General features: G+C 56.3%; 19 protein-coding genes. 10 read left to right on the top strand and 9 right to left on the bottom strand.

Annotated features, from left to right (window positions below; all coding sequences use genetic code 11):
• Nucleotides 1–30 precede the first annotated feature (30 nt).
• Together GC090_RS11065 and GC090_RS11060 are read left to right on the top strand one after the other, a co-directional pair.
• The gene (locus tag GC090_RS11065; protein ID WP_416381885.1) at nt 31–468 is read left to right on the top strand and encodes a bifunctional diaminohydroxyphosphoribosylaminopyrimidine deaminase/5-amino-6-(5-phosphoribosylamino)uracil reductase RibD; all 438 of its coding nucleotides are present in this window, start codon (nt 31–33) and stop codon (nt 466–468) included.
• Between the two features lie 240 nt (nt 469–708).
• Complete coding sequence (locus GC090_RS11060) at nt 709–1,704, top strand: hypothetical protein (RefSeq protein ID WP_324019755.1); 996 nt, start codon at nt 709–711, stop codon at nt 1,702–1,704.
• A 262-nt stretch (nt 1,705–1,966) separates the two neighbouring features.
• Here GC090_RS11060 and araA read toward each other — a convergent pair whose 3' ends face one another.
• Together araA and GC090_RS11050 are read right to left on the bottom strand one after the other, a co-directional pair.
• Nucleotides 1,967–3,457 (bottom strand): L-arabinose isomerase, encoded by a 1,491-nt coding sequence (gene araA, locus GC090_RS11055; RefSeq protein ID WP_033741297.1) that lies wholly within the window; start codon nt 3,455–3,457, stop codon nt 1,967–1,969.
• Between the two features lie 12 nt (nt 3,458–3,469).
• Nucleotides 3,470–5,155, bottom strand: coding sequence for a ribulokinase (locus GC090_RS11050; protein ID WP_324019753.1), 1,686 nt, complete (start codon nt 5,153–5,155; stop codon nt 3,470–3,472).
• Between the two features lie 365 nt (nt 5,156–5,520).
• Here GC090_RS11050 and GC090_RS11045 point away from each other — a divergent pair, with 365 nt between their 5' ends.
• The 5 genes from GC090_RS11045 to GC090_RS11025 all read left to right on the top strand — a co-directional run bounded on the left by GC090_RS11045 (nt 5,521) and on the right by GC090_RS11025 (nt 11,251).
• Nucleotides 5,521–6,504 carry an arabinose ABC transporter substrate-binding protein gene (locus GC090_RS11045; RefSeq protein WP_006119064.1) on the top strand — a complete coding sequence of 328 codons (984 nt, stop codon included), beginning with the start codon at nt 5,521–5,523 and terminating at the stop codon, nt 6,502–6,504.
• Between the two features lie 118 nt (nt 6,505–6,622).
• Entirely contained in the window at nt 6,623–8,143 is a 1,521-nt protein-coding gene (gene araG, locus GC090_RS11040; protein WP_324019750.1) for an L-arabinose ABC transporter ATP-binding protein AraG, read from the top strand.
• Between the two features lie 12 nt (nt 8,144–8,155).
• Complete coding sequence (gene araH / locus GC090_RS11035) at nt 8,156–9,142, top strand: L-arabinose ABC transporter permease AraH (protein WP_324019749.1); 987 nt, start codon at nt 8,156–8,158, stop codon at nt 9,140–9,142.
• Nucleotides 9,143–9,214: 72 nt separating this feature from the next.
• Nucleotides 9,215–10,132: an arabinose operon transcriptional regulator AraC gene (araC, locus tag GC090_RS11030; protein ID WP_006119067.1), complete on the top strand. Its 918-nt coding sequence runs from the start codon at nt 9,215–9,217 to the stop codon at nt 10,130–10,132.
• A gap of 78 nt (nt 10,133–10,210) precedes the next feature.
• On the top strand, nt 10,211–11,251 hold the full coding sequence (locus GC090_RS11025) for an oxidoreductase (protein WP_039340457.1): 1,041 nt from the start codon (nt 10,211–10,213) through the stop codon (nt 11,249–11,251).
• 48 nt (nt 11,252–11,299) lie between these two features.
• Here the strand turns inward: GC090_RS11025 and add are convergent, their stop codons facing one another.
• The 3 genes from add to manA all read right to left on the bottom strand — a co-directional run bounded on the left by add (nt 11,300) and on the right by manA (nt 15,319).
• Nucleotides 11,300–12,295: an adenosine deaminase gene (gene add, locus GC090_RS11020; RefSeq protein WP_039340455.1), complete on the bottom strand. Its 996-nt coding sequence runs from the start codon at nt 12,293–12,295 to the stop codon at nt 11,300–11,302.
• Nucleotides 12,296–12,522: 227 nt separating this feature from the next.
• A complete protein-coding gene (locus GC090_RS11015; RefSeq protein WP_006119074.1) occupies nt 12,523–14,022 on the bottom strand; it encodes a YdgA family protein in 1,500 nt (499 codons plus the stop codon).
• Nucleotides 14,023–14,143: 121 nt separating this feature from the next.
• A complete protein-coding gene (gene manA, locus GC090_RS11010; RefSeq protein ID WP_058701959.1) occupies nt 14,144–15,319 on the bottom strand; it encodes a mannose-6-phosphate isomerase in 1,176 nt (391 codons plus the stop codon).
• A 191-nt stretch (nt 15,320–15,510) separates the two neighbouring features.
• On the opposite strand from manA, the gene fumC reads away from it, so the two are divergent.
• On the top strand, nt 15,511–16,908 hold the full coding sequence (fumC, locus tag GC090_RS11005) for a class II fumarate hydratase (RefSeq protein ID WP_006119076.1): 1,398 nt from the start codon (nt 15,511–15,513) through the stop codon (nt 16,906–16,908).
• Between the two features lie 34 nt (nt 16,909–16,942).
• Here fumC and tus read toward each other — a convergent pair whose 3' ends face one another.
• From tus to fetA, 4 genes are all read right to left on the bottom strand, one after another.
• Nucleotides 16,943–17,845 carry a DNA replication terminus site-binding protein gene (tus, locus tag GC090_RS11000; RefSeq protein ID WP_226376250.1) on the bottom strand — a complete coding sequence of 301 codons (903 nt, stop codon included), beginning with the start codon at nt 17,843–17,845 and terminating at the stop codon, nt 16,943–16,945.
• Between the two features lie 353 nt (nt 17,846–18,198).
• Nucleotides 18,199–18,816 carry an undecaprenyl-diphosphatase gene (locus GC090_RS10995; RefSeq protein ID WP_006119078.1) on the bottom strand — a complete coding sequence of 206 codons (618 nt, stop codon included), beginning with the start codon at nt 18,814–18,816 and terminating at the stop codon, nt 18,199–18,201.
• A 328-nt stretch (nt 18,817–19,144) separates the two neighbouring features.
• Nucleotides 19,145–19,915, bottom strand: coding sequence for an iron efflux ABC transporter permease subunit FetB (gene fetB / locus GC090_RS10990; RefSeq protein WP_058709169.1), 771 nt, complete (start codon nt 19,913–19,915; stop codon nt 19,145–19,147).
• A complete protein-coding gene (fetA, locus tag GC090_RS10985; protein ID WP_262959174.1) occupies nt 19,893–20,570 on the bottom strand; it encodes an iron efflux ABC transporter ATP-binding subunit FetA in 678 nt (225 codons plus the stop codon). Before fetA ends, fetB begins: the two co-directional genes overlap by 23 nt.
• A 246-nt stretch (nt 20,571–20,816) precedes the next feature.
• Between fetA and GC090_RS10980 the strand changes: the two genes are divergently transcribed.
• Both GC090_RS10980 and GC090_RS10975 read left to right on the top strand, forming a co-directional pair.
• The gene (locus tag GC090_RS10980) at nt 20,817–21,089 is read left to right on the top strand and encodes a hypothetical protein (protein WP_324019743.1); all 273 of its coding nucleotides are present in this window, start codon (nt 20,817–20,819) and stop codon (nt 21,087–21,089) included.
• Complete coding sequence (locus GC090_RS10975; protein ID WP_324019742.1) at nt 21,076–22,260, top strand: MFS transporter; 1,185 nt, start codon at nt 21,076–21,078, stop codon at nt 22,258–22,260. Before GC090_RS10980 ends, GC090_RS10975 begins: the two co-directional genes overlap by 14 nt.
• The last annotated feature ends 119 nt before the right edge of the window (nt 22,261–22,379 follow it).

The following is a 22,379-nucleotide window of genomic DNA, read 5'->3' as shown; positions in this document are numbered from 1 at the left end:
AAAACGGTAATGAGACGAGTCCTGTTAATGATGCAAAAATCACAACAATTTATGCTGTTAGCGCTGGCGCAGTCCCGCCATGCGCTGCCGCATTGCAGACCTAACCCACCGGTAGGGTGCGTAATTGTTCACAATGGTCGGGTTGTCTCGACCGGATTTACCCGTTCACCGGGTCAGTACCATGCTGAGGCTGATGCACTTTCCACACTTACGTTACCTGTAGAAGCGTGTGAAATTTATGTCACGCCAGAGCCCTGTGCCTTTCAGGGCAGAACCCCGTCCTGCGCACTAACACTGGCCCGGCTCAGGCCCAGACATATTTACATCGCCATTGAAGATCCGCATCCGCGTAATCGCGGAGAAGGGATTGCGATCTTAAAGCAAGCGGGCATCGGCGTGACGCTGGGGGTGGCGAGAAATGACGTTGAGTGTTTTCTGGCGCCCTATTTAATTCGCTCGCTTGCGTAAAATGTAGGTGAGAAGGCGTGCTGTTAGCCAGACATCGGCATTTACATCCCTGAACCGCTGGTGAAACATCGTGAGATTCCCTTTCAAAGCGTAACGACTGGAAATGAACTTCTGTTTTATCTCTGCTCCGGGGCATGTGATGTTAGGTGTGCGGTGAGGCCTTTTGCCCGCCAGGGAGCAAAACGTTTCCGCGACATCCCGTAAACAGACCACCAACGCGCACTGAGTTAAGGGTAAAAAATGGAAAAACCATTTTTACAACAGCCATCTCCTGAGTCGTCCCGCGTGGCCGCGGCTGGCGGCGTTTCCTCTGCCTCACTGTTTGTGCGGCGTAATCTGTTCTCGCTGGTGGTGGGGACGGTGAGCCTGATCTGTTTTGTCGACAATCATGCGTCCGCTCTGCGCCAGGTGCTGTCCAGCCGGCACGCGTCCGCGCGTCCGCTCAGCGCCGCTACTGCACCCAACCCAACCGGACAAATCGCTGCCGTCAGTGAACATTTGCCGCATGCCTCCGTGCCTTCAGTCGTTATGATCGCCGAGGCAAACCGTCAGGCACTCAAAGGCATGCAACTCGTCAGCGATCAGTTGAAGCTGGAGCAGGGTAGCCTGCTGCAGGACATGGCCCACACGCAGCAGCTGGCACTGCAACAGGTCAGTGATAACCACTTCCAGGCCGCTATGCTGAACGGACAACTGGCGCAACTTGATCAGCAAATCAAAATCGAGTCCGCGCAGGTTGGCATGGCGCAAAACCTGGTCAACAAATGGCGACCGCTGCTGAACAAAGGCTATATTTCGGCGTTGCAGTTTGCACAGGAGCAGTCGGTGGTCTGGGGCTATGAAAGCCAGTACCGCGCGTTGCTGCAACAGCAGTATGCGACCCGTCAGCAGTTAAGCGTGCTGGAGGATCAGGAACGTCAGATTCCGCTGGCGACCGCAGTGAAACTCAATGTGCTGCGGCGGCAGCTGGCGCAGGTGAATGAGAATCTGGCCCAAAATACGCTGACCGAGGCGCGGATAGCCTGGCAGCCTTCGGCAGCGCCCGTGAAGCCGCTTCTGGTCAAGGCAGACAAGGCCGCCGGGACGCCCACGCAACAGACAGAGCAAGACAGCCGCTTCCTGTCTGACAGGCCCGCGCGCGTCAGCCACAGCGACGTTCACTATCAAAACATTAACGATCAGACGGGCAGTCATAGCGTGACGCCGCGTCACACTGCCCTCACGCACAACGTCTGAGCCGCATGACAGCCATGTAACGGTGCCTCGCGGAGGGGAAGGTTAACGAAGATAACCTGTCCCGTTATCGGGCGGTCATATCGCCAGGCCGGCAGCGGCTTTTGCCGATCGACTGGCAAGGGAAACAGACAGCGGTCAGGGGGGATTATTGCCCGATATCAGGGCAGTAACGCTGTGCCTCAGGTTGAGCGCGACGCATAAAAAAGCGGGCCGCCAACGGGCTGACCCGCCGCTTTTTTGTTAAGGCGTTCGCTAGCGGTGCTTAACGCTTCATATGGTAATAGGCGTCATTCCAGCGCAGCGCATCTTTAAAGGCCGGAAGCCGGGTGTGCTCATCAATCACCAGCACTTCAATGCCGTGCATCTCGCCGTACAAATACATATCGTCCAGCGTCAGGGCCTGACTGAACACCGTATGGTGCGCACCGCCTGCCAGAATCCAGGCTTCAGAGGCGGTCGCCAGAGACGGCTGCGCTTTCCACAACGCGCGGGCTACCGGCAGTTTTGGCAGTGGTTTAGGCTGTTCAATCGCGTCCACTACGTTAACCAGCAGGCGGAAACGATCGCCCATATCGATCACGCTGGCGTTAATGGCACGACCGGCCGGCGTGGAGAAAATCAGCCGCGCCGGATCGGCTTTGTTGCCGATGCCGAGGAACTGCACGTCGATCAGCGGCTTCTCTTCTCGCGCGATAGACGGGCACACTTCCAGCATATGAGAACCCAGCACTAAATCGTTGCCCGGCGAGAAGTGGTAAGTGTAATCCTCCATAAAGGAGGTGCCGCCGGGACGGTCACCCGCCAGCACTTTAAAGATGCGCAGCAGCGCTGCGGTCTTCCAGTCTCCTTCGCCCGCAAAGCCATAACCCTGGCCCATCAGGCGCTGTACCGCCAGGCCGGGCAACTGCGTCATGCCGTGCAGCGTCTGGAAGTTGGTGGTAAACGCCTGGCAGCCTTCGTCGTCCAGAAAACGCTTCAGGCCCAGCTCGATGCGTGCGGCGTCCAGTACGTTTTGCCGTTTTTCACCGCCTGCGGCGGCCACGTCGGAGAAACGATACTGGCTTTCATATTCGTCAACCAGCGCATTGACATCACCCTCGCTGACGCTGTTGATCACCTCCACCAAATCCCCCACGCCCCAGCCATTAACCGCATAGCCGAACTGGATTTGCGCCGCCACTTTATCGCCTTCGGTGACCGCGACTTCACGCATGTTGTCACCAAAACGCGCGACTTTCAGATGCTGACTGGCCTGTTTGGCCAGCGCCGCACGCATCCAGTTGGCGACGCGCTGCTGGCTGTGTTTATCCTGCCAGTGGCCGGTCACCACGCTGTGCTGCAGGCCCATGCGCGCACCAATAAAGCCAAACTCACGGCCACCGTGCGCCGTCTGATTCAGGTTCATAAAGTCCATGTCCATGCTGTCCCAGGGGATCTCGGCATTGAACTGGGTATGAAACTGTAGCAGGGGCTTCGTTAAGACATTCAATCCGCCGATCCACATTTTGGCCGGCGAAAAGGTATGCAACCACGTAATGATACCGATACAGTTTTGATCGTGACTGGCGTCACGGCACAGCGACAGCGCTTCATCAGGCGATTTGACCAGCGGTTTCAGCGTCAGACGTACAGGCAAACCCGCCTGATTTAATCCGTCCACCACCTGCCGGGCATTGTGTTCAACCTGACGTAACGTTTCCGCGCCGTAGAGGTGCTGTGTACCAATGACAAACCACACGTTGAACTGTTGCATAAAACCACTCCTTTACTTAGCGGAAGCGGAACGGGCGGCATAATGGGGTTCTGCCGTCTCGCACCATTGTTGATAGCGTTGATAAAGTGCCTGATAACGCGCAACGCGCTGCGGATCGGGCTGCAGCGTCACGTCAATCGGGCTGGCCATGACGTCCTGTGCCTGCTCCACATCGCGGTGAACGCCCGCGGCGACGGCAGCGAAGATGGCAGCGCCCAGCGCACAGCACTCATCGGAGGCGACGATATCCAGCGGCCGGTTCATCACGTCGCAGCAGGCCTGCATAATGGCGGGGGATTTACGGGCAATGCCGCCGAGGGTAAGAATGTTTTCCACCGGAATTGCCTGCTGCTCGAAGCACTCCATGATGGCGCGGGCACCAAAGGCGGTGGCCGCAATCAGGCCGCCAAACAGGGCCGGAGCATCCGTGCCGAGATTCAGGTCGGTAATAACCCCTTTCAGGCGCTGGTTGGCATTGGGCGTACGGCGGCCGTTGAACCAGTCCAGCACTACGGGCAGGTGATCCAACTGCGGACTGGCGACCCAGGCCTCGGTCAGACGGGTGATCAGTGACGTTTGCATCTCAGCCAACTGCGGTTTAAGTTCGGGATGGTGCTGCGCTGCCAGCTGCAGCGGCCAGCCCAGCAGGCGGCTGTACCAGGCATAAATATCGCCAAACGCCGACTGGCCTGCTTCCAGACCAATCGCGCCCGGCACGACGCTGCCATCAACCTGACCACAGATGCCTTTGATGGCGCGGTCGCCGACTTTCCCGGTGTCAGCAATCAGGATGTCGCAGGTCGACGTGCCAATCACTTTCACTAAGGTATAGGGTCGCGCACCGGCGCCGACCGCGCCCATATGGCAGTCAAATGCGCCGCCCGAAATCGTAACCTGCTGCGATAAACCCAGGCGTTGCGACCATTCCGGGCTCAGCGTGCCCACCGGGATATCCGCGGTCCAGGTCTCGCTGAACAGGGGAGAATCCAGCTGTTGAGTCAGCGCCGGGTCCAGCGCGTTAAGGAAGTCGGCGTTGGGTAAGCCGTTCCAGTCAGCATGAAACAGCGCTTTGTGGCCAGCGGCACAACGCCCACGACGGAGTTTGTCCGGGGCGACGGTATCGCTGAGTAAGGCGGGCACCCAGTCACAGAGTTCAACCCAGGATACGGCCGCATCGCGCACGGCAGCATCCTGGCGGGTAATATGAAGAATCTTGGCCCAGAACCATTCCGACGAGTAGATCCCGCCGATATAGCGGCTGTAATCGGTAAAGCGGCCGCTGCGACACAGGCGGTTAATCTCTTCCGCTTCTTCAATGGCCGTATGGTCTTTCCACAGCACAAACATCGCATTGGGGTTTTCCGCAAACTCCGGTCGCAGGGCAAGTACCTTGCCGTCACGATCGATCGGAGCGGGGGTGGAGCCGGTGCTGTCGACACCGATGCCGACGACGGCGGCCCGTTGCGTGTCGCTCAGCGCCGCGAGCACACCCAGCATGGCCTGCTCCATAGCATCAATATAGTCCTGAGGATGGTGACGAAAGCGGTTGCTGTGAGGATCGCTGTAAAGTCCCTGCTGCCAGCGTGCATAGTTGGCCACGGCACTGCGCAGCTCCTGACCAGTGTGACAATCCACCGCCAGCGCACGCACCGAATCACTACCAAAGTCCAGCCCCAGGGTGATGGCTTCAGTACGCATTTGACTCTCCTGTTGTGAATAAACCTCCTTATCCTGAGAGGTGTAAAAAAGAAGGGTTAGTCACGGCTGGCTGAGAATATGCACTTTTCTGCCACACGCAGTGAATTTGTGATCCATTGCAAAAGTTAACAGACGGTTAAATTTGCTGAATATATGGATCATTCTGTCGTGATTTTAAGATGTGATACCGCTCTACATTTTTCTTCTTCATTCCCGCTAAAACTAGGCCAGCGTTTAAGCAGGCTACCCACATGGCTCCCGCTAACGTGCTGATTTACATCTGTACCTACAAAAGAGAGTGAACTGGTAGCGTTTACACCGATCCGTATTTAACAGCGATAAAACCACTAGCGCCGGAGAGCATCATGCATAAATTCACTAAAGCGCTGGCAGCCATCGGGCTGGCAGCGGTTATGTCACAATCAGCTATCGCCGAGACCATGAAGCTGGGTTTTCTGGTGAAGCAGCCGGAAGAACCCTGGTTCCAGACCGAATGGAAATTTGCGGATAAAGCCGGTAAAGACCTGGGCTTTGAGGTGATCAAAATTGCCGTTCCGGACGGCGAAAAAACCCTTAACGCTATCGACAGCCTGGCCGCGAATGGCGCAAAAGGCTTCGTGATCTGCACACCGGATCCCAAACTCGGCTCCGCCATCATGGCAAAGGCGCGCGGTTATGGCCTGAAGGTGATCGCCGTGGACGATCAGTTTGTGAACGCCAAAGGCAAGCCGATGGACAGTGTACCGCTGGTCATGATGGCCGCGACCAAAATTGGCGAACGTCAGGGACAGGAACTGTATAAAGAAATGCAGAAACGCGGCTGGGATGTCAAAGACACCGCCGTGATGGCGATCACCGCTAACGAACTGGATACCGCGCGTCGTCGTACCGGTGGTTCGATGGATGCCCTGAAAGCGGCCGGCTTCCCGGAAAAACAGATCTATCAGGTCCCGACCAAATCGAATGACATCCCCGGCGCATTTGATGCCGGTAACTCCCTGCTGGTTCAGCACCCTGAAGTGAAGCACTGGCTGATTGTCGGTATGAACGACAACACCGTGCTGGGCGGCGTGCGTGCGACCGAAGGTCAGGGCTTTAAAGCCGCTGACGTGATCGGTATCGGTATCAACGGCGTCGACGCCGTCAGCGAACTGTCAAAAGCCAACGCGACCGGCTTCTATGGCTCACTGCTGCCAAGTCCGGACATCCATGGCTATAAGAGCAGCCAGATGCTCTACAACTGGGTAAGCAAAGGACAGGAGCCACCGAAATTCACCGAAGTGACAGACGTCGTGTTGATTACGCGTGACAACTTTAAAACCGAGCTGGCGAAGAAAGGGTTGATGTAATAACAGGCAGTACGGATAACACCATCGGGTCATCAGGAAAGCAGGGCTGAACACCGCGACGATGTTCAGCCTGAGCGTCAGGTGCCCCGATTCCTCACAGCCATCTATTGGAGACACCATGAACACTGATTCAGCCTTTCTGTCGTTTCATGGCATTAGTAAAACTTTTCCCGGCGTGAAAGCGCTGCAGGATATTTCATTTGAATGCCATGGCGGTCAGGTGCACGCGCTGATGGGGGAAAACGGTGCCGGTAAATCGACACTGCTTAAAATCCTCAGCGGCAGCTATCTGCCCAGTGGCGGCGAGATTCGCATCAAAGGCAAGCCGATGAATTTCCAGCACACCACGGATGCGCTGGATGCGGGTGTCGCCATTATCTACCAGGAACTGCATTTAGTGCCCGAAATGAGCGTGGCGGAGAATATCTATCTGGGCCAGTTGCCGCATAAGCATGGCCTGGTAAACCGCAAGCTGCTGCGTTACGAAGCCGGGCTGCAACTGAAAAATTTAGGTATGGATATCGATCCGGACATGCCGCTGAAATACCTGTCGCTGGGCCAGTGGCAGATGGTTGAGATTGCCAAAGCGCTTGCCCGTAACGCGCGCATCATTGCCTTTGATGAGCCAACCAGCTCGCTGTCCGCACGCGAAATCGACAATCTGTTTCGGGTGATCCGCCAGTTGCGCGCGGAAGGGCGCGTGGTGCTGTATGTCTCGCACCGTATGGAAGAGATTTTTGCCCTCAGTGACGCCATCACCGTGTTTAAAGACGGGCGCTATGTGCGCACCTTTACGGACATGGCCAATACGCATCATGACGATCTGGTACAGGCTATGGTCGGACGTAATCTGGGTGATATCTACGGCTACGTGCCGCGGGAAAAAGGCCCGGTACGGCTGGCGCTACAGGACGTGGAGGCGAAGGGCGTCAGAGCGCCAATCTCGCTGAATGTGCATGCCGGGGAAATTGTCGGCCTGTTTGGTCTGGTGGGCGCGGGACGCACCGAACTGCTGAAAGGGCTGTTTGGCGCTACGCGCCTGCGCGGTGGCCGCATTCTGCTGGATGGGGAACCCCTTAACGTGACGGCGCCAATTGATGCGATTCGGGCGGGCGTGATGCTGTGCCCTGAAGATCGCAAAGCCGAAGGCATTATTCCGGTGCATTCGGTGCGCGACAACATCAACATCAGCGCCCGCCGTCATAACCTCACCGCCGGTTGCCTGATCAAAAACGGCTGGGAGGTGAAGAATGCCGACAGCCATATCCGTTCCCTCAAAATCAAAACGCCCAGCGCTGACCAGTTGATCATGAACCTGTCCGGCGGTAACCAGCAAAAAGCCATTCTTGGCCGCTGGTTGTCCGAGGAGATCAAGGTGATTTTGCTGGACGAGCCTACCCGCGGCATTGATGTCGGGGCTAAACACGAAATTTATAACCTGATTTACCAGCTGGCGAACAACGGCATTGCGGTGCTGTTTGCCTCCAGCGATCTCCCGGAAGTGATGGGCCTGGCCGACCGCATTATCGTGATGCGCGAAGGGGCGGTCGCCGGGGAATTACTGCATGACGAGGCCACAGAGCAGCTGACGCTGAGCCTGGCCATGCCTAAAACGACACATGCGGCCGCCGTGGCCTGACAGGAGAGTACCGTGACTTCTTCCACGACATCAAATACGCCGCCAGCCGCCCCTCGCCGGGGTGTGCATTTTGGGCGCGTCTGGGACAACTTTGGCATGCTGGTGGTGTTTGCCCTGCTGTTCATCGCCTGTGCGGTCTTTGTTCCTAACTTTGGCTCCTTTATCAACATGAAAGGCCTGGGGCTGGCCATGTCGATGTCCGGCATGGTGGCCTGCGGTATGCTGTTCTGCCTGGCCTCCGGCGATTTTGACCTGTCGGTGGCCTCGGTGATTGCCTGCGCGGGCGTGGTCACCGCCGTGGTGATCAATATGAGCGAGAGCCTCTGGCTGGGGGTGGCGGCCGGGCTGTTACTCGGTGTCATCACCGGATTTATCAATGGGTTTGTTATCGCCCGACTGAAAATCAACGCCCTGATTACCACGCTGGCGACCATGCAGATTGTGCGCGGTCTGGCCTATATCTTCTCGGACGGTAAAGCGGTAGGCATCGAAGACGAGCGCTTCTTCGTACTGGGCTTCGCCAACTGGCTGGGCGTGCCTGCGCCCATCTGGATCACGCTGGGTACCATGGTGATCTTCGCCTTCCTGTTGAACAAAACCACCTTTGGCCGCAACACGCTGGCGATTGGCGGGAATGAAGAGGCTGCACGGCTGGCGGGCGTGCCGGTTGTGCGTACCCGCATCATTATCTTTATTCTCTCTGGCCTGGTTTCTGCGGCGGCGGGCATCATCCTGGCGTCACGTATGACCAGCGGTCAGCCCATGACCTCAATTGGTTATGAACTGGTGGTCATCTCGGCCTGCGTACTGGGCGGCGTGTCACTGAAGGGCGGCATCGGCAAAATCTCCTATGTGTTCGCCGGGGTACTGATTCTGGGCACCGTTGAGAATGCGATGAATTTATTAAATATCTCGCCATTCTCACAGTATGTTGTGCGGGGTTTGATACTGTTGGCAGCGGTGATATTCGACCGCTACAAACAAAAGAATAAAGTCTGATTTGGCGTGAAACCTTCCCGCGGACGCGAAAGGTGTCCGCGCGTGATCAATCAACGACGAAGTGAGGACAGTATGTATCACCGTGAATTACCGGCAGAGCAGCAGAACCCTTTGCTGCCCGGATACGCGTTTAATGCCTGGCTGGTGGCGGGATTAACCCCGATCACCGCGGATGGTCCGCTGGATTTCTTTATTGATCGCCCACACGGCATGAAGGGCTATATTCTCAACCTGACCATTAAAGGCAAAGGGCGGGTGTTCGACGGCGAAAAGGCCTTTGACTGTGAACCGGGTGAAATGCTGCTGTTCCAGCCAAAAACGGCTCACTATTATGGTCGGGCGCCCGACAGTCCGCAGTGGTTTCACCGCTGGGTCTATTTTCGTCCGCGCGCGTACTGGCATGACTGGCTGCGCTGGCAGGATGAACAGGAAGGCGTCGGTCGGCTGCGCTTACCGGAGTCACTGCGGGGCGAATTTGATCGCCTGTTTGCCACCATTGAACAAACCCACAACTCATCGCGTCGTTTTGCCGAAGAACTGGCAATGAATTTGCTGGAACGGCTGTTGTTACGGGCGGTGGAAGAAGATCCACGTAACCATCAGCAAATCCGCGATCCCCGTATCATCGAAGCCTGCCAGTATGTGAATAATCATCTGGCCAGCGAGGTCAAAATCGAGGAAGTGGCGCGCCATGTGTGTCTGTCACCTTCGCGGCTGGCGCACCTGTTCCGCGAGCAAATGGGCGTGAACCTGCTTCGCTGGCGGGAAGATCAGCGCGTCATTCGCGCTAAGTTGCTGCTGCAAACCACGCAGGAACCCATCGCCAGCATTGGGCGTGAAGTGGGCTACGACGATCAGCTTTATTTTTCGCGCGTCTTCCGTAAGCGCGTCGGCGTCAGCCCGAGTGATTTCCGCCGCCGCAATCAGGACGTACACGATAATCTGGCCAGTCAGAGCGCCTGGAACGGTGCACGGCGCTCAGTCTCCTGATTTTAAGGGGAATCCTCCTTGTCCTGACCCGACTATTAGTCTTAAATCAGTCTGGTTAGCGATTAATGAGGAAAAGGAATGAGCGAGAAACTGCGAGTAGGACTCATCGGCTATGGCTTTGCCAGCAAAACCTTCCACGCGCCCCTGATCGCGGGCACGCCGGAGGTTGAACTGGCTGCCATCTCCAGCAGCGATGCCAGCAAAGTCCATGCCGACTGGCCCGCCGTGCAGGTCGTCGCCGAGCCCCAGGCCCTGTTCGACGATCCTACGTTAGATCTGATTGTTATCCCTACACCGAATGATACGCACTTCCCTCTGGCTAAAGCCGCACTCAACGCAGGCAAGCACGTCGTGGTGGACAAACCGTTCACCGTGACGTTGTCACAGGCGCGCGAGCTGGATGCCTTAGCTAAAGCCAAAGGGCTGCTGTTATCCGTATTCCATAACCGCCGTTGGGACAGTGATTTCCTGACGCTGAAAGGCTTACTGGCAGCGGGTGAGCTGGGTGAGGTGCGTTATTTTGAATCGCACTTTGACCGTTTCCGTCTGGAAGTACGGCAGCGCTGGCGCGAGATGAAAGGGGCGGGCAGCGGCATCTGGTACGATCTGGGACCGCACCTGCTGGATCAGGCGCTACAGCTGTTTGGCCCGCCGGTGGCGATTAACGTTGATCTGGCGGAAATGCGGCCGGGTGCCCAGACCACCGACTATTTTCATGCGACGCTGACCTATCCACAGCGCCGGGTGGTGCTGCACGCCAGCATGCTGGTGGCGGCCGAATCCGCACGCTATACCGTGCACGGTACGCGGGGCAGTTACGTCAAATACGGTCTGGACCCGCAGGAAGATCGGCTGAAAGCGGGGGATTTCCCGCCGGGCGAGAACTGGGGTTACGACATGCGTGACGGTACGCTGACCCAGGTGGAGGGCGACGCGCTGAATGAAAAAACCGTTCTGACACAGCCGGGCAACTATCCCGCCTATTACGCTGCGATTCGTGATGCCATTACCGGGCGCGGGGCGAATCCGGTGACGGCGGAAGAAGCCATTCAGGTCATGGAACTGATTGAGCTGGGGCTCCAGTCGGCGGAAAAACGCCAGACGATGTCGCTGAAATAAGCGCTTTCAGCGCTAAAAAGGCCGCGAATAACGCGGCCTTTTTTATGCTTACTGCACTTTCGCCCGGATGGCGGCTTTTTCTGCCGCGCTCAAGAACGCGATAGTCAGGCCGTTGTCCTGTGCCTGACGCATTTGCGCCTGGCTCAGTCCCGCAGCCGGGGCGGCATGCAGGTACTCATGCGCCAGCTCAATGCCCTGTACGGCGGGATCGTCGGTGTTGATGGTCGCCAGCACGCCATGCTCCAGGAACATTTTCAGCGGATGCTGCGCCAGCGAGGCGACGGTGCTGGTCTGGATATTGGAGGTCAGGCAGGATTCGATACCAATACCGTTTTCCGCCAGATAGTCCATCAGCGCGCGATCTTCAATAGCCTTCACACCATGACCGATGCGTTCAGCGCCCAGATCACGAATCGCCTGCCAGATACTTTCCGGGCCTGCGGCTTCACCGGCATGCACGGTAATGTGAAAACCGGCATCCCGGGCGCGACGGAAGTGGCTCAGAAAACGGTGACCCGGCGCACCGAGTTCATCCCCGGCCAAATCCACGGCGGTAATATGGTCGCGATGGGCGAGGAAGCCGTTCAGTTCATCCAGACAGGCCTGTTCGCCAAAAGTCCGGCTCATGATGCCCGTTAAGCGCACGGTGATATCATGCTGCTGGCAGCCGGCCTTTACGCCATCAATCACCGCCTCAACCACACCGGCAATGGGCAGATGGTGGGTCATCGCCATATAGCCGGGTGAAAAGCGCAGCTCGGCATAGTGAATCCCGGCGCGGGCGGCATCCTCGACGTTCTCACGCGCGATACGCTGACAGGCGTCAAGATCGCCCAGCACTTTCACGCCCCAGTCCAGCTTTTGCAGAAAGCTGACCAGATCCGGTTGCGTTTCGGTGACCTGAACATGCGGACGCAGGGTGTCCAGCGTATCCGCCGGTAAGGTCAGGTTAAACTGGCGGCCTAAATCAAGGATGGTTTGTGCACGGATGTTGCCATCAAGGTGGCGGTGAATGTCGGTAAGGGGAAGCGTTGAATCAATCATGGAGTGCACTCGTCTGGATATCTGTAAAGTGCAGAGCATTATAAAAATATCTTGCGCAACAACGCCAGTGATTTGCGCAACAAGTGTGAAAGGCAGGGGTTAACTGTTCACTTTATAAACGGGAACGCGGCGCAGGCCGCCTGGTGAGAGCGAATCGGGAGAGAAAAGAGGGCGGTGCAGTGACGTAAAAAAGGCGGCCAGGGCCGCCTTGATCGAAAAGGTTGACCTTATTGCGGCATGCCTTCGTTTGTCGGGACGCCGAGCATATAGCGTGACATGAACTGCTCCAGCGACATCTTATCGCCGTTCATGTTCACCTGACCGTTGGCATACTGCAGGCTGGTAACGATGTTGTTGTCCTGCGTTTGTGTCAGACGGAACATCTGGCCCATCGCTGCCAGCCCTTTAACCTGCTGATCGGCCAGTTTCTGCGCGTCGTCAGCCTGATAACCTTCAGCCAGGCCAATATGGCGCATGGTTTCCGTCGCCATCGGCATGTTGACAGACAGCTTCAGATCCAGCGTTTTCAGCACGCGATCAACGGATGCCGCCAGCGTCTGCGGTTCGCCTGTCACCGTGGACGGATCGTTAAAGTGGGCGTTCAGGTTGAAGGTGCTCTCGCCTTTATCGTTCTTCCAGCTCAGTGGTGCGATGCTGATGGACGGGGCCCCTTTCAGCAGGGTCGGCAAATTGTTCAGCAGGATCGCGCGCACACCGTTCTGGAAACGCACCGGATCGTCTTCCACGCCAGGCTGGTTCATCAGGGTGGTCAGCTGAGCGTTGTAGTTATCCGAGAAGGCTTTAACGCTTTGCGCATCAAACTGTGACAGCTTCATTTTTAATGCGAACTGACCCAGGTTCTGCTTTTGCACCTCAACGCCGTCAATTTTGTAATTAATGTCGCCATTGATTTTGCCGGACTGATTATCAAAAGAGGAATCACCGACCATCTTGTTAAGAATAACCGCGTCCTGACCGCTGACTGCGGCGGCCACTTTATCCACGCTGATGGACTGATCGCCAATGCGTACGCCTTCGTTGGTGAGATGCGTATCCGCTTTCAGCTTCAGGCCGTTCAGCGTAAACATCACCGGCTGATCGACCTGATTTTTGGTGGTGATGGCAATGCTGTCGATGTCACTGTCCAGGCCCACTTTATCGCCTTTGTTGTCTGCGCTGATATTCAGCGTGCCGCCGCTGGTGGCTAAGCGTTGCGCTGTTTGCGCATTTTGATAATCGATGGGCAGAATTTTTATTGCGGTGTCGGTGCTGCCGCTGTAACCCACACGCGTTTCGGCGTTGATAAACGACTGATTGTTGGTCAGTTCAAACAGCTTTTTGACCGCATCGGTATTGGTCAGCGTGGTATGCACGGACGCCATGCTGGGGATCAGGTTGGCTTTTTTCAGCTGTGCGAAGGGGAACGGGCCGTGGTCGATCTGCTCATTCAGGATGATGCTCTGGCCGGGCTTGAGCAGAGGATTATCTTCGGTCTGAGAGCTGGCCTGGATAACCACATTCATTTTACTGCTGAAAATGCCGCGTTGATAATCCTGATAGCTGACTTTCAGACGACTGTTGGGCGCCAGGGTGGTTAACTGAGCGTTAGCATTTTGAATCATTTGATCCATATTGCTTTCCAGCTTTTTGCCGGTAAACCACGCCGCGCCTGTCCAGACTACGCCCAGAGCGACTACCACACCAACGGCAACTTGAGTCTTTTTCATTGCTGAATCGTCCTTATCCTTGATTTCACCCGTGTCACAGACAGCGGGTGAAGAAGCGCCCGCAGGCATTTTAGCTAATAGTTTGAAATAATAGCAGTTAAGCGCAATGGCGTCAGCCGTCTCAGTTAAACGTGTTATACACGCGCGCCACCCGGCCCTGGCCGGTGAGTGACACTGGCGCATCGGTGGCGGCCACGAAACAGGACTCGCCGGGTTTTAGCACCAGTTGCTGCTGGCGATTGGTGACGGTGGTCTCACCTTCAATACAAAACAGCAGTGCCGCGCTTTCCTGATGCAGGGTAAGCGGCTGCGCATTCACCGTATGAATGGAGAAAGCAAAGTCGTCTACCGGAATGGGAAAATACTCGCCATCCTGCTGTATCTCCGGTTGTGTAAGAAGCTGGCTGGCCGGCTTTTCGTCAAATTTGAGGTTGGCCATCAGTTCCGGAATATCAATATATTTTGGCGTCAGGCCAGCGCGCAAAACGTTATCGGAGTTGGCCATGACCTCCAGCGCCACGCCATGCAGATAAGCATGCGGCGTTTCCGCAAACAGGAACATCGCCTGTCCGGGCTGCAGAGTAATCACATTGAGCAGCAGCGGCGAGAATAACCCGCTGTCATCCGGATAGTATTCCGCAATCTCATGAATGGTTTGCCAGGGTTCGCCTGTCTGCTGACTGACGACGTTTTTCAGTACGGTTAACGCCTGCGCTTTTTCGTCCTGTTGAAGCGACAGCAGGGTTGAAAACAGTTGCGCCAGGTTGTCGGGGCTCGGTTGGCGCAGGAAATGCGCGATCTCAGGATGCGCGTCCGCCACTGGGGTGAGCAGTGTCACCATCTCGTTGCGCTCGCGAAACCCATTGATGGCTTTAAACGGCGTTAAGGCGTACACCAGCTCCGGTTTATGGTTGGCATCTTTATAGTTACGCTCAGGCGAACTGAGCGGTACAGAGGCGGCATTTTCACGCGCAAACCCCTCTTCGGCGGCGGATTTGCTGGGGTGCACCTGAATTGAGAGCGGCTGATCGGCACACAGCACTTTAAATAAAAAGGGCAGTTCGCCAAAGCGTTTTGCCACGGCATCGCCCAGCATCTGCGACGGATGGGCCGCGATGACATCGCGTAACGAGCGGGATTGCCCCTCAACGTCAACGGCGGACGGGCTTTTAGGATGCGCCCCCATCCACAGTTCCGCCATCGGTAAGTCTTCAGGATTGGCGATGCCATACAGGGAGGTTAATGCCGTCTTGCTCCCCCAGGCATAATATTGCACCGCATTACTCATCTTTTTCATTTCATTGCCTTTCTGGCATGGGAATATTGCGCTTATTAAAGCAGAAACTGGCATGGAAAATACATATCCAGCGCAAGAAGGATGCTAAGCTCGGATGATGTTAAAAATTTGTATGAGTTTATCTGCTTCATGCGTAGCGAACACCCGCGCGTGAACGAAGGGTTTATTTAAAACGGTGAAAGGAGAAAGTCATGGCAGCCAATCGCGTTGAAAAAGATTCAATGGGGCCAATTGATGTACCGGCTGATAAACTTTGGGGCGCACAGACACAGCGCTCCCTGGAGCATTTCCGTATCTCAACAGAGAAGATGCCGGTGGCGCTGGTGCACGCGCTGGCGATGACCAAACGCGCGGCCGCCAGCGTTAACCGGGATTTAGGCTTACTGCCTGCGGAGCGGGCGGAGGCGATTATTCAGGCCGCTGATGAAGTGCTGGCGGATAAACACAGCGATGAATTCCCGCTGGCGATCTGGCAGACCGGCTCCGGCACCCAGACCAACATGAACATGAATGAAGTGTTGGCCAACCGTGCGAGTGAGCTGCTGGGCGGTGAGCGCGGCATGTCCCGCCTGGTGCATCCCAACGATGACGTTAATAAAAGCCAGAGTTCAAACGATGTCTTCCCGACGGCGATGCACGTTGCGGCGGTCATTGCGGTACGAGAGCACCTGATTCCCCAACTGAACGTCCTGAAGCAAACCCTGCGTGCCAAATCTGACGCCTTTAAAGACATCGTTAAAATTGGCCGTACCCATCTGCAGGACGCCACGCCGCTCACGCTTGGTCAGGAGATCTCCGGCTGGGTCGCCATGCTGGAGCACAACCTTAAACATATTGAGCAGAGCATTCCGCATCTGGCCGAGCTGGCGCTGGGCGGCACCGCGGTGGGAACCGGCCTGAATACCCATCCTGAATATGCCGTGCGTGTGGCGAAAGCCCTGGCGGAACTGACAGAGCAGCCGTTTGTGACCGCCCCTAATAAGTTTGAAGCCCTGGCCACCTGCGACGCGCTGGTGCATGCACACGGTGCGCTGAAAGGCCTGGCGGCTTCACTGATGAAGATTGCTAATGATGTCCGCTGGCTGTCATCCGGTCCGCGCTGTGGTATCGGCGAAATTGCTATCCCGGAAAACGAACCCGGCAGCTCCATCATGCCGGGCAAGGTTAACCCCACCCAGTGTGAAGCGATGACAATGTTGTGCTGTCAGGTCATGGGTAATGACGTGGCGATTAACATGGGGGGCGCATCAGGCAACTTCGAACTGAACGTTTATCGTCCGATGATTATCCATAACTTCCTGCAGTCCGTTCGTTTACTGGCGGATGGGATGGACAGTTTCAATCACCACTGCGCTGTCGGTATCGAACCGGTGCGTGAGCGTATTGATCAGTTGCTCAACGAGTCGCTGATGCTGGTCACCGCGCTGAATACGCACATCGGTTATGACAAGGCCGCTGAAATTGCCAAACAGGCCCATAAACAAGGCTTAACGCTGAAAGCTTCGGCGCTGAAGCTGGGCTATCTGACGGAAGCGGAGTTTGATGCCTGGGTGCGTCCGGAAGACATGGTAGGCAGCATGAAGTCGTAAGTCAGGTCTGTCAGGGCCTGCACAGGCCCTGATATCACACCGGGCAGTCCACCCAGAGATGCAGCCGTGGGATCAGCAAATGCAGGGGTTCTGCGGCGGGTTTATAGCGATGCGTAATCGCCTCCGCATCGTAATTCAGCAGCTCACCTAACTTTGGCACCTGGGTGCGATCCCGGCACAGCACAAGAATCGGTGACGGGCAGGCAAGCTGCGTTTGCTTTTTCTCTTCCGCACGCCAGATGCGCGCAACCGGCTGCACTTTCACCGGACGTTTAATCTTCAGGCGCGCGGATGCGGGCAAGGCGCGTACATCCGCCAGTTCCTGCTGCACTTTTTCCGCCCACTGCTCGCGTGTCCAGGGAGCCTGGGCACGGCCAGCCTTCAGACTCTTTTCCAGTTGGGCGATGATCTCGTCCCGTTTAACGTTCTTAATGACCTGCTTGTTTGCCCAGCCAAAGCGCACACTCTCTGGCGCGGGAAGGGCGGTGATGGTCCGGTAAGCATTCAGGGTAATTAAGCCACGCAAATGCTGATGCACAAATTCGAACCGGGCTTCGGAAGGCAGACCGGACTCCACGGTGATCATGTGCTCAAGACGGGCTTTCAACTGGTTGATGCTGTTGATAAACGCGGTAAGCTGCTGCGCGTCCTGCTCGTTGCATTCGATGCAGAGCGCACCCGGCAGGCGGACGGCGGCTTTAGTGCTGAGCTTTTCTGACTGGTGCTGCATGAACAGACGGCAATAGTGGTTGAGCGCCCGCTCCCGCGCCTCTGTGCCCAGGTGCTGCTCCACGGCAATCTGAGTAATCGCATCGTGTTCATGCCCTTTTTCAATCGGGGGCAGACTGAAGACCCGGGCGATTAACAGCGGCTGCGCCTCAATCTGCTGCCGTAATGCTCCCAGGGCTTCTTCGAGATCCTTGACGCACTGCTGCATATCTGTGACTAAATCATAACGCACCGCAGTCTCTCCTGTAGTTACAACATGCTCAATGTGGCAGAAAGATCGCGCTGCTGCAAACGTCTTTATAGTTACAACATACTATAAGTTTTTTGACATGGTGCGGCCTGTGGCATGAGCAGACGAAGGTGATACAGGGTGCGATGAGGCCCATCAGAAAAAAGCGAGTGACAGCTCCACGCGGGACAGGGTGCATTACCATCGTCACCAGCGTAGACAGAACCGGCGGGAAGCGGCTGGTCACCGACGGTGACAAAACCAAAAAAGGTTATTCGGTGCCTGGCGGGCGCTCTCGCCGCCTTCAGGCACCGGGGTTAAGCGGCGCAGGATTAGGGATGTCGGCTGAACAACTGATAAATCCGTTCCGGGAGCAGGCTGAATAAACATATTGATACGGCTTCGCAACATGACAGCAGCGTTTCGCCTTTTTTGCGCCAGAACAGGGTTACGATGATCACGGCTACGGCCGCTACACCGAGCGCGCCTGCCATATCCAGTGGGAAGTGAACCCCGAGAAAGATGCGTGACCAGGCAACCAGCAGTGAGACGAGCGTGAGAATGCCACCGGAGCCCCAGTTACCCCTGGCCCATAATGCCAGCGTGATACTGAAAAACAGCGTGCCGTGGTCGCTGGGAAATGACGTATCCGCAGCGTGATCGATCCACAGATGACCCAGCCGAATCATAAAAGGGCGCGGATGAAAATAGAATGCTGAACAGAGAAAATTCAGTGTCAGCCCTGTGATGGCCGTTACGATGGCAAACAGGGCGGTTTCGCGTTCTGCGCGCCCACCTGTAAACCAGTAAATCAGCAGCATAAGCGGCAGCAGAAAGATCAGATACTCTGCGCTGAATGTCGCAAAATCGATGAGCCAGCCGGGCGTGCCGGGAAGGGCATTAATGGTAAGGAACAGATCCTGATTATAGGTTTCCAGCAAAGTATTCATCAGCGCGTGGGCTCTGTGGTAAGAGAGGACAAGGGCCATTTTCCCCGCGCAAGATTAATAAAACCTTAATCGTCATTCGCCGCGTTCATCTGTTCAGCCCGCTGAATGAGTGGAAACACGTTCTCAAGAAAGAGGCCCGCCTTGCGGCTGCCATAAACACCACAGCGGTAAGCGCAGGGTATCCTCAGGCGGGCATGATATGTCAGCGGCAACGCGCATTTTCTCCCTCACAAACAGGGGGGATCTCGTTCAGTCAGTGCCTGACCGTTAACCCCACCCATGAATGAAGAACACACCGCATCGGTAACGTGACGTGGTGCCTGAAACATCACTTCGCTAAGACTTTCAACTGCGATCGGGCCGTGAAAAAACGACGATACGACAAATAGACGGCGATGATGGTCGATAAACTGGCTGTGCCAAGCAGCATAAACGTAACCATAATCTGGTACTTAATCGCCTTAAGTGGGTCAACACCCGCAAAGATCAGCCCGGACATCATGCCGGGTAAACTCACCAGACCAACAGTTTTGGCGGCATCAACGGTGGGGATCATCGCGGCGCGAATGCTGTCGGCAAGGATTCGCTGCGAGGCCAGTTTGACTGGCGCGCCAAGGCTCAGCATCTCCTGAATTTTTTGGGCATTGTCGCTGAAGCGCTGGTTCAGGTTGCTGTAACACAGCCCCACAGCAACCATGGCATTGCCGGCAATCATGCCGGAAACCGGAATGACCTGCATAGGCAGAAAGGCGATTGCACCGCTCATGACCAGAATGGTCAGCGTAATGGCGGTGCCACTCGCGATCGCAACGAACGAAATCACAAAGGCATTACCGATGTTACGGCTGCGCTTACGGGCATTAAGCGCCGCATTGACGCAGATAAACAGCACCATCAGCACGGTCAGCCCGCCGTTATTCACATCAAAGACCGACTTGAGGACATAGCCTACGATGGCCAGTTGAACGATCGCGCGGCTGACGCTCCACAGAATATCTTTGCTCATGCCAAGCTTCTCTTTCTGGCTGATAAGCAACGCAATCAGGACCAGAACCAGCGACAGCAGTAGCGAGTTGTCACTTATTGTTGTCTGATGCATTCATCTTCTCCCTGTCAGGTGACGTGAGGCGAAGCACATGCTCTGCCTGCTGTATGTCGTTAATATCGTGACTTATCCAGACGACGGCCATCGGGTGTTCTGCGACAAGCCGCCTGATCAGCGACTGTACCGTCAGGCTGTTTTCTTCATCAAGCGCGCTGGTCACTTCGTCAAGTAACAGCACGGTCGGCACAAACTGCAGATGGCGCAGCAGCCCAATACGCTGCTTTTCGCCGCCAGAGAGGGGCTCAATCGCAGCATTCAGCATATCCGGCGAGAGATTAACGCTCTCCAGCGCCGCCTTGAGTTTCGCCTGTGGCGGCGTCTGGCGGCGAAGTTGCCAGGGCAGGGCAAGGTTGTCATAAACCGTCTGACCGAAAAGCTGTGGCGTCTGAAAACAGTACGATACCTGCTGACGGTATTCCTCGGCCCTGAGCGTGGCGATATCGCGGCCCTGAAAGCGGATCTCTCCGGTCGTTGGCGTTAACAGAGAGGCAAGGATCTTCAGGAAGGTACTTTTGCCACTGCCGGAGGCACCGGTGAGCACGACAACGTCGCCCGGCGACAGCTGTAAAGAGACCGGCTGCAATAGCTGTCTGCCGCCGTGTGAAAAGGTGACATCCTGCGCATCGAGCAGGGGCAGAGAAGGGGCCATCGTTGCTTCCTGGATAGGGGTTAATAAGTCCGGTTCGTCGATATCTGAAAGGCGGTGCATTCAGCCTTTTACTCCTTGCGTGGCTTTCCAGCCCGGCCTGGCATCTTCCTGTTTATGCCGTGTCCTGTCAGGCCATGAGTCAGAATAGCCGAATTCACCACCGGTGCTAACGGAACGCACAAGCCGGTTCAGACGGGCAACGACATCACGCCGCGCGTCCCGCTTCGGCTCAGGCCTGAGCGGGACATGCCTTTTTTCATTTTGGTTGCTGATTTTTTCACACCCTGCCGGGCGATTAACTGTGCGGCAGGGCAACAGCACATTTTGGATGTCCTTATCGCCTTAGCTGCGTGTGCTCTACCACCACAGGGAGAAGAAATCCCGCTGGGGCGCGTTGGTAACCGGACCGTTGGGGGGCGTAAAAAAGCGGTAAAGCCAACGGCGGCATTTTTCCTTTTAGCTGAACATGTTATAAAAACACTTTGTTTGCTAACGGATCCTCAACATGGACGTGATTAAAAAGCCGGGTGTCACGCAAATTGTCACGCTGGGCCTGGTTCAGATCCTCTCCTGGGGCGGTTCGTTTTATCTGATGGCGGTCATGGCCGCGCCTGTTGTAACAGAAACCGGATGGTCGCAACAGTGGGTTTACGGCGCGTTATCGCTGGGCATTTTAGTGTCTGGGTTGCTCGCTCCGCGCTGTGGCCACCTTATTGCACGCACGGGCGGTCGCCTGATGCTGGCACTCAATGGCATCGTGATGGCGGCAGGGCTTACCCTTATGGGATTCAGCCATCACTTACCGGTGTTTTTACTGGCCTGGGTCATCATCGGTATCGGCATGGCGATGGGGCTGTATGATGCGCTGTTTGCGACGCTGGGCACCCGCTATGGTGGGCAGGCACGCAGCGCCATTACCGGCATAACCCTGATTTCCGGTTTTTGTACCAGCGTGGTCTGGCCTGCCACCGCGCTGCTTATTCACTGGCTGAACTGGCGGGGCGCGTGTTTCGCCATCGCCGCGCTGTTGCTGGTCAGCGTCTTACCGGCCTATTTTTATGCTTTGCCCAAAGGCCATCTTATCTCACCCGTCAAACGTAAAAGCGCACCCGGCACAGCGCCGGATTTGCCCGCAGTCTTGTTTTACCTGTTGTGCGCCATTTTCACGCTGGCCTCGGTGATTATGACGGCCATTTCGGTGCAGCTTATCACCCTGTTGCAGGCCAGTGGCTACAGCATGGCGGCGGCGCTGGCAATCAGTACGCTGCTGGGGCCGTGCCAGGTGGCATCCCGTCTCATTGATATGGCCTTTAAAGGGGGCCATCCCATCTGGACCACTTTTTTTTCGGTGGGGCTGGTGGCGCTGGGGTTGTTGTTGCTGGCGCTGTTTCCGCAACTGGCCCTGTTAAGTATGATCTTTTACGGTGCGGGAAACGGCTTACGTGCCATTGTGCGCGGCACTTTGCCGCTGATGATGGTAAAACCTGAAGCGTACGCGGTACTGGCAGGCCGGATGGCGCGTCCGGCGTTAATGGGGCAGGCGGTAACGCCGTTAGGCGTGGGCTATGTGTTTGCGACGTTGGGGCCCAAAGCCACGCTGTGGTTACTGTGCACACTGGCAGTAATTAACTTGCTGCTGGTGGTGGCACTGAAAAAGCGGCTTCCAGCGCCAGCGCCATCTGTGCGCTAATGCTGTCCGCTACCGCTGGGCAAATAAGCACCTTGTGCGGTCGCGGGCTTCCGGGTGGGGAATATGTGCCTTGTGGCGGGTGGGTTGCTTCTAAAAAGTGACAGTGTTTGTTATATTCA

The organism is Pantoea sp. JZ29, from assembly GCF_035190385.1.
GTDB lineage: Bacteria > Pseudomonadota > Gammaproteobacteria > Enterobacterales > Enterobacteriaceae > Pantoea > Pantoea stewartii.
Note: the sequence above shows the minus strand (reverse complement) of the source record. Positions and strands in the feature narration are given on the sequence as shown.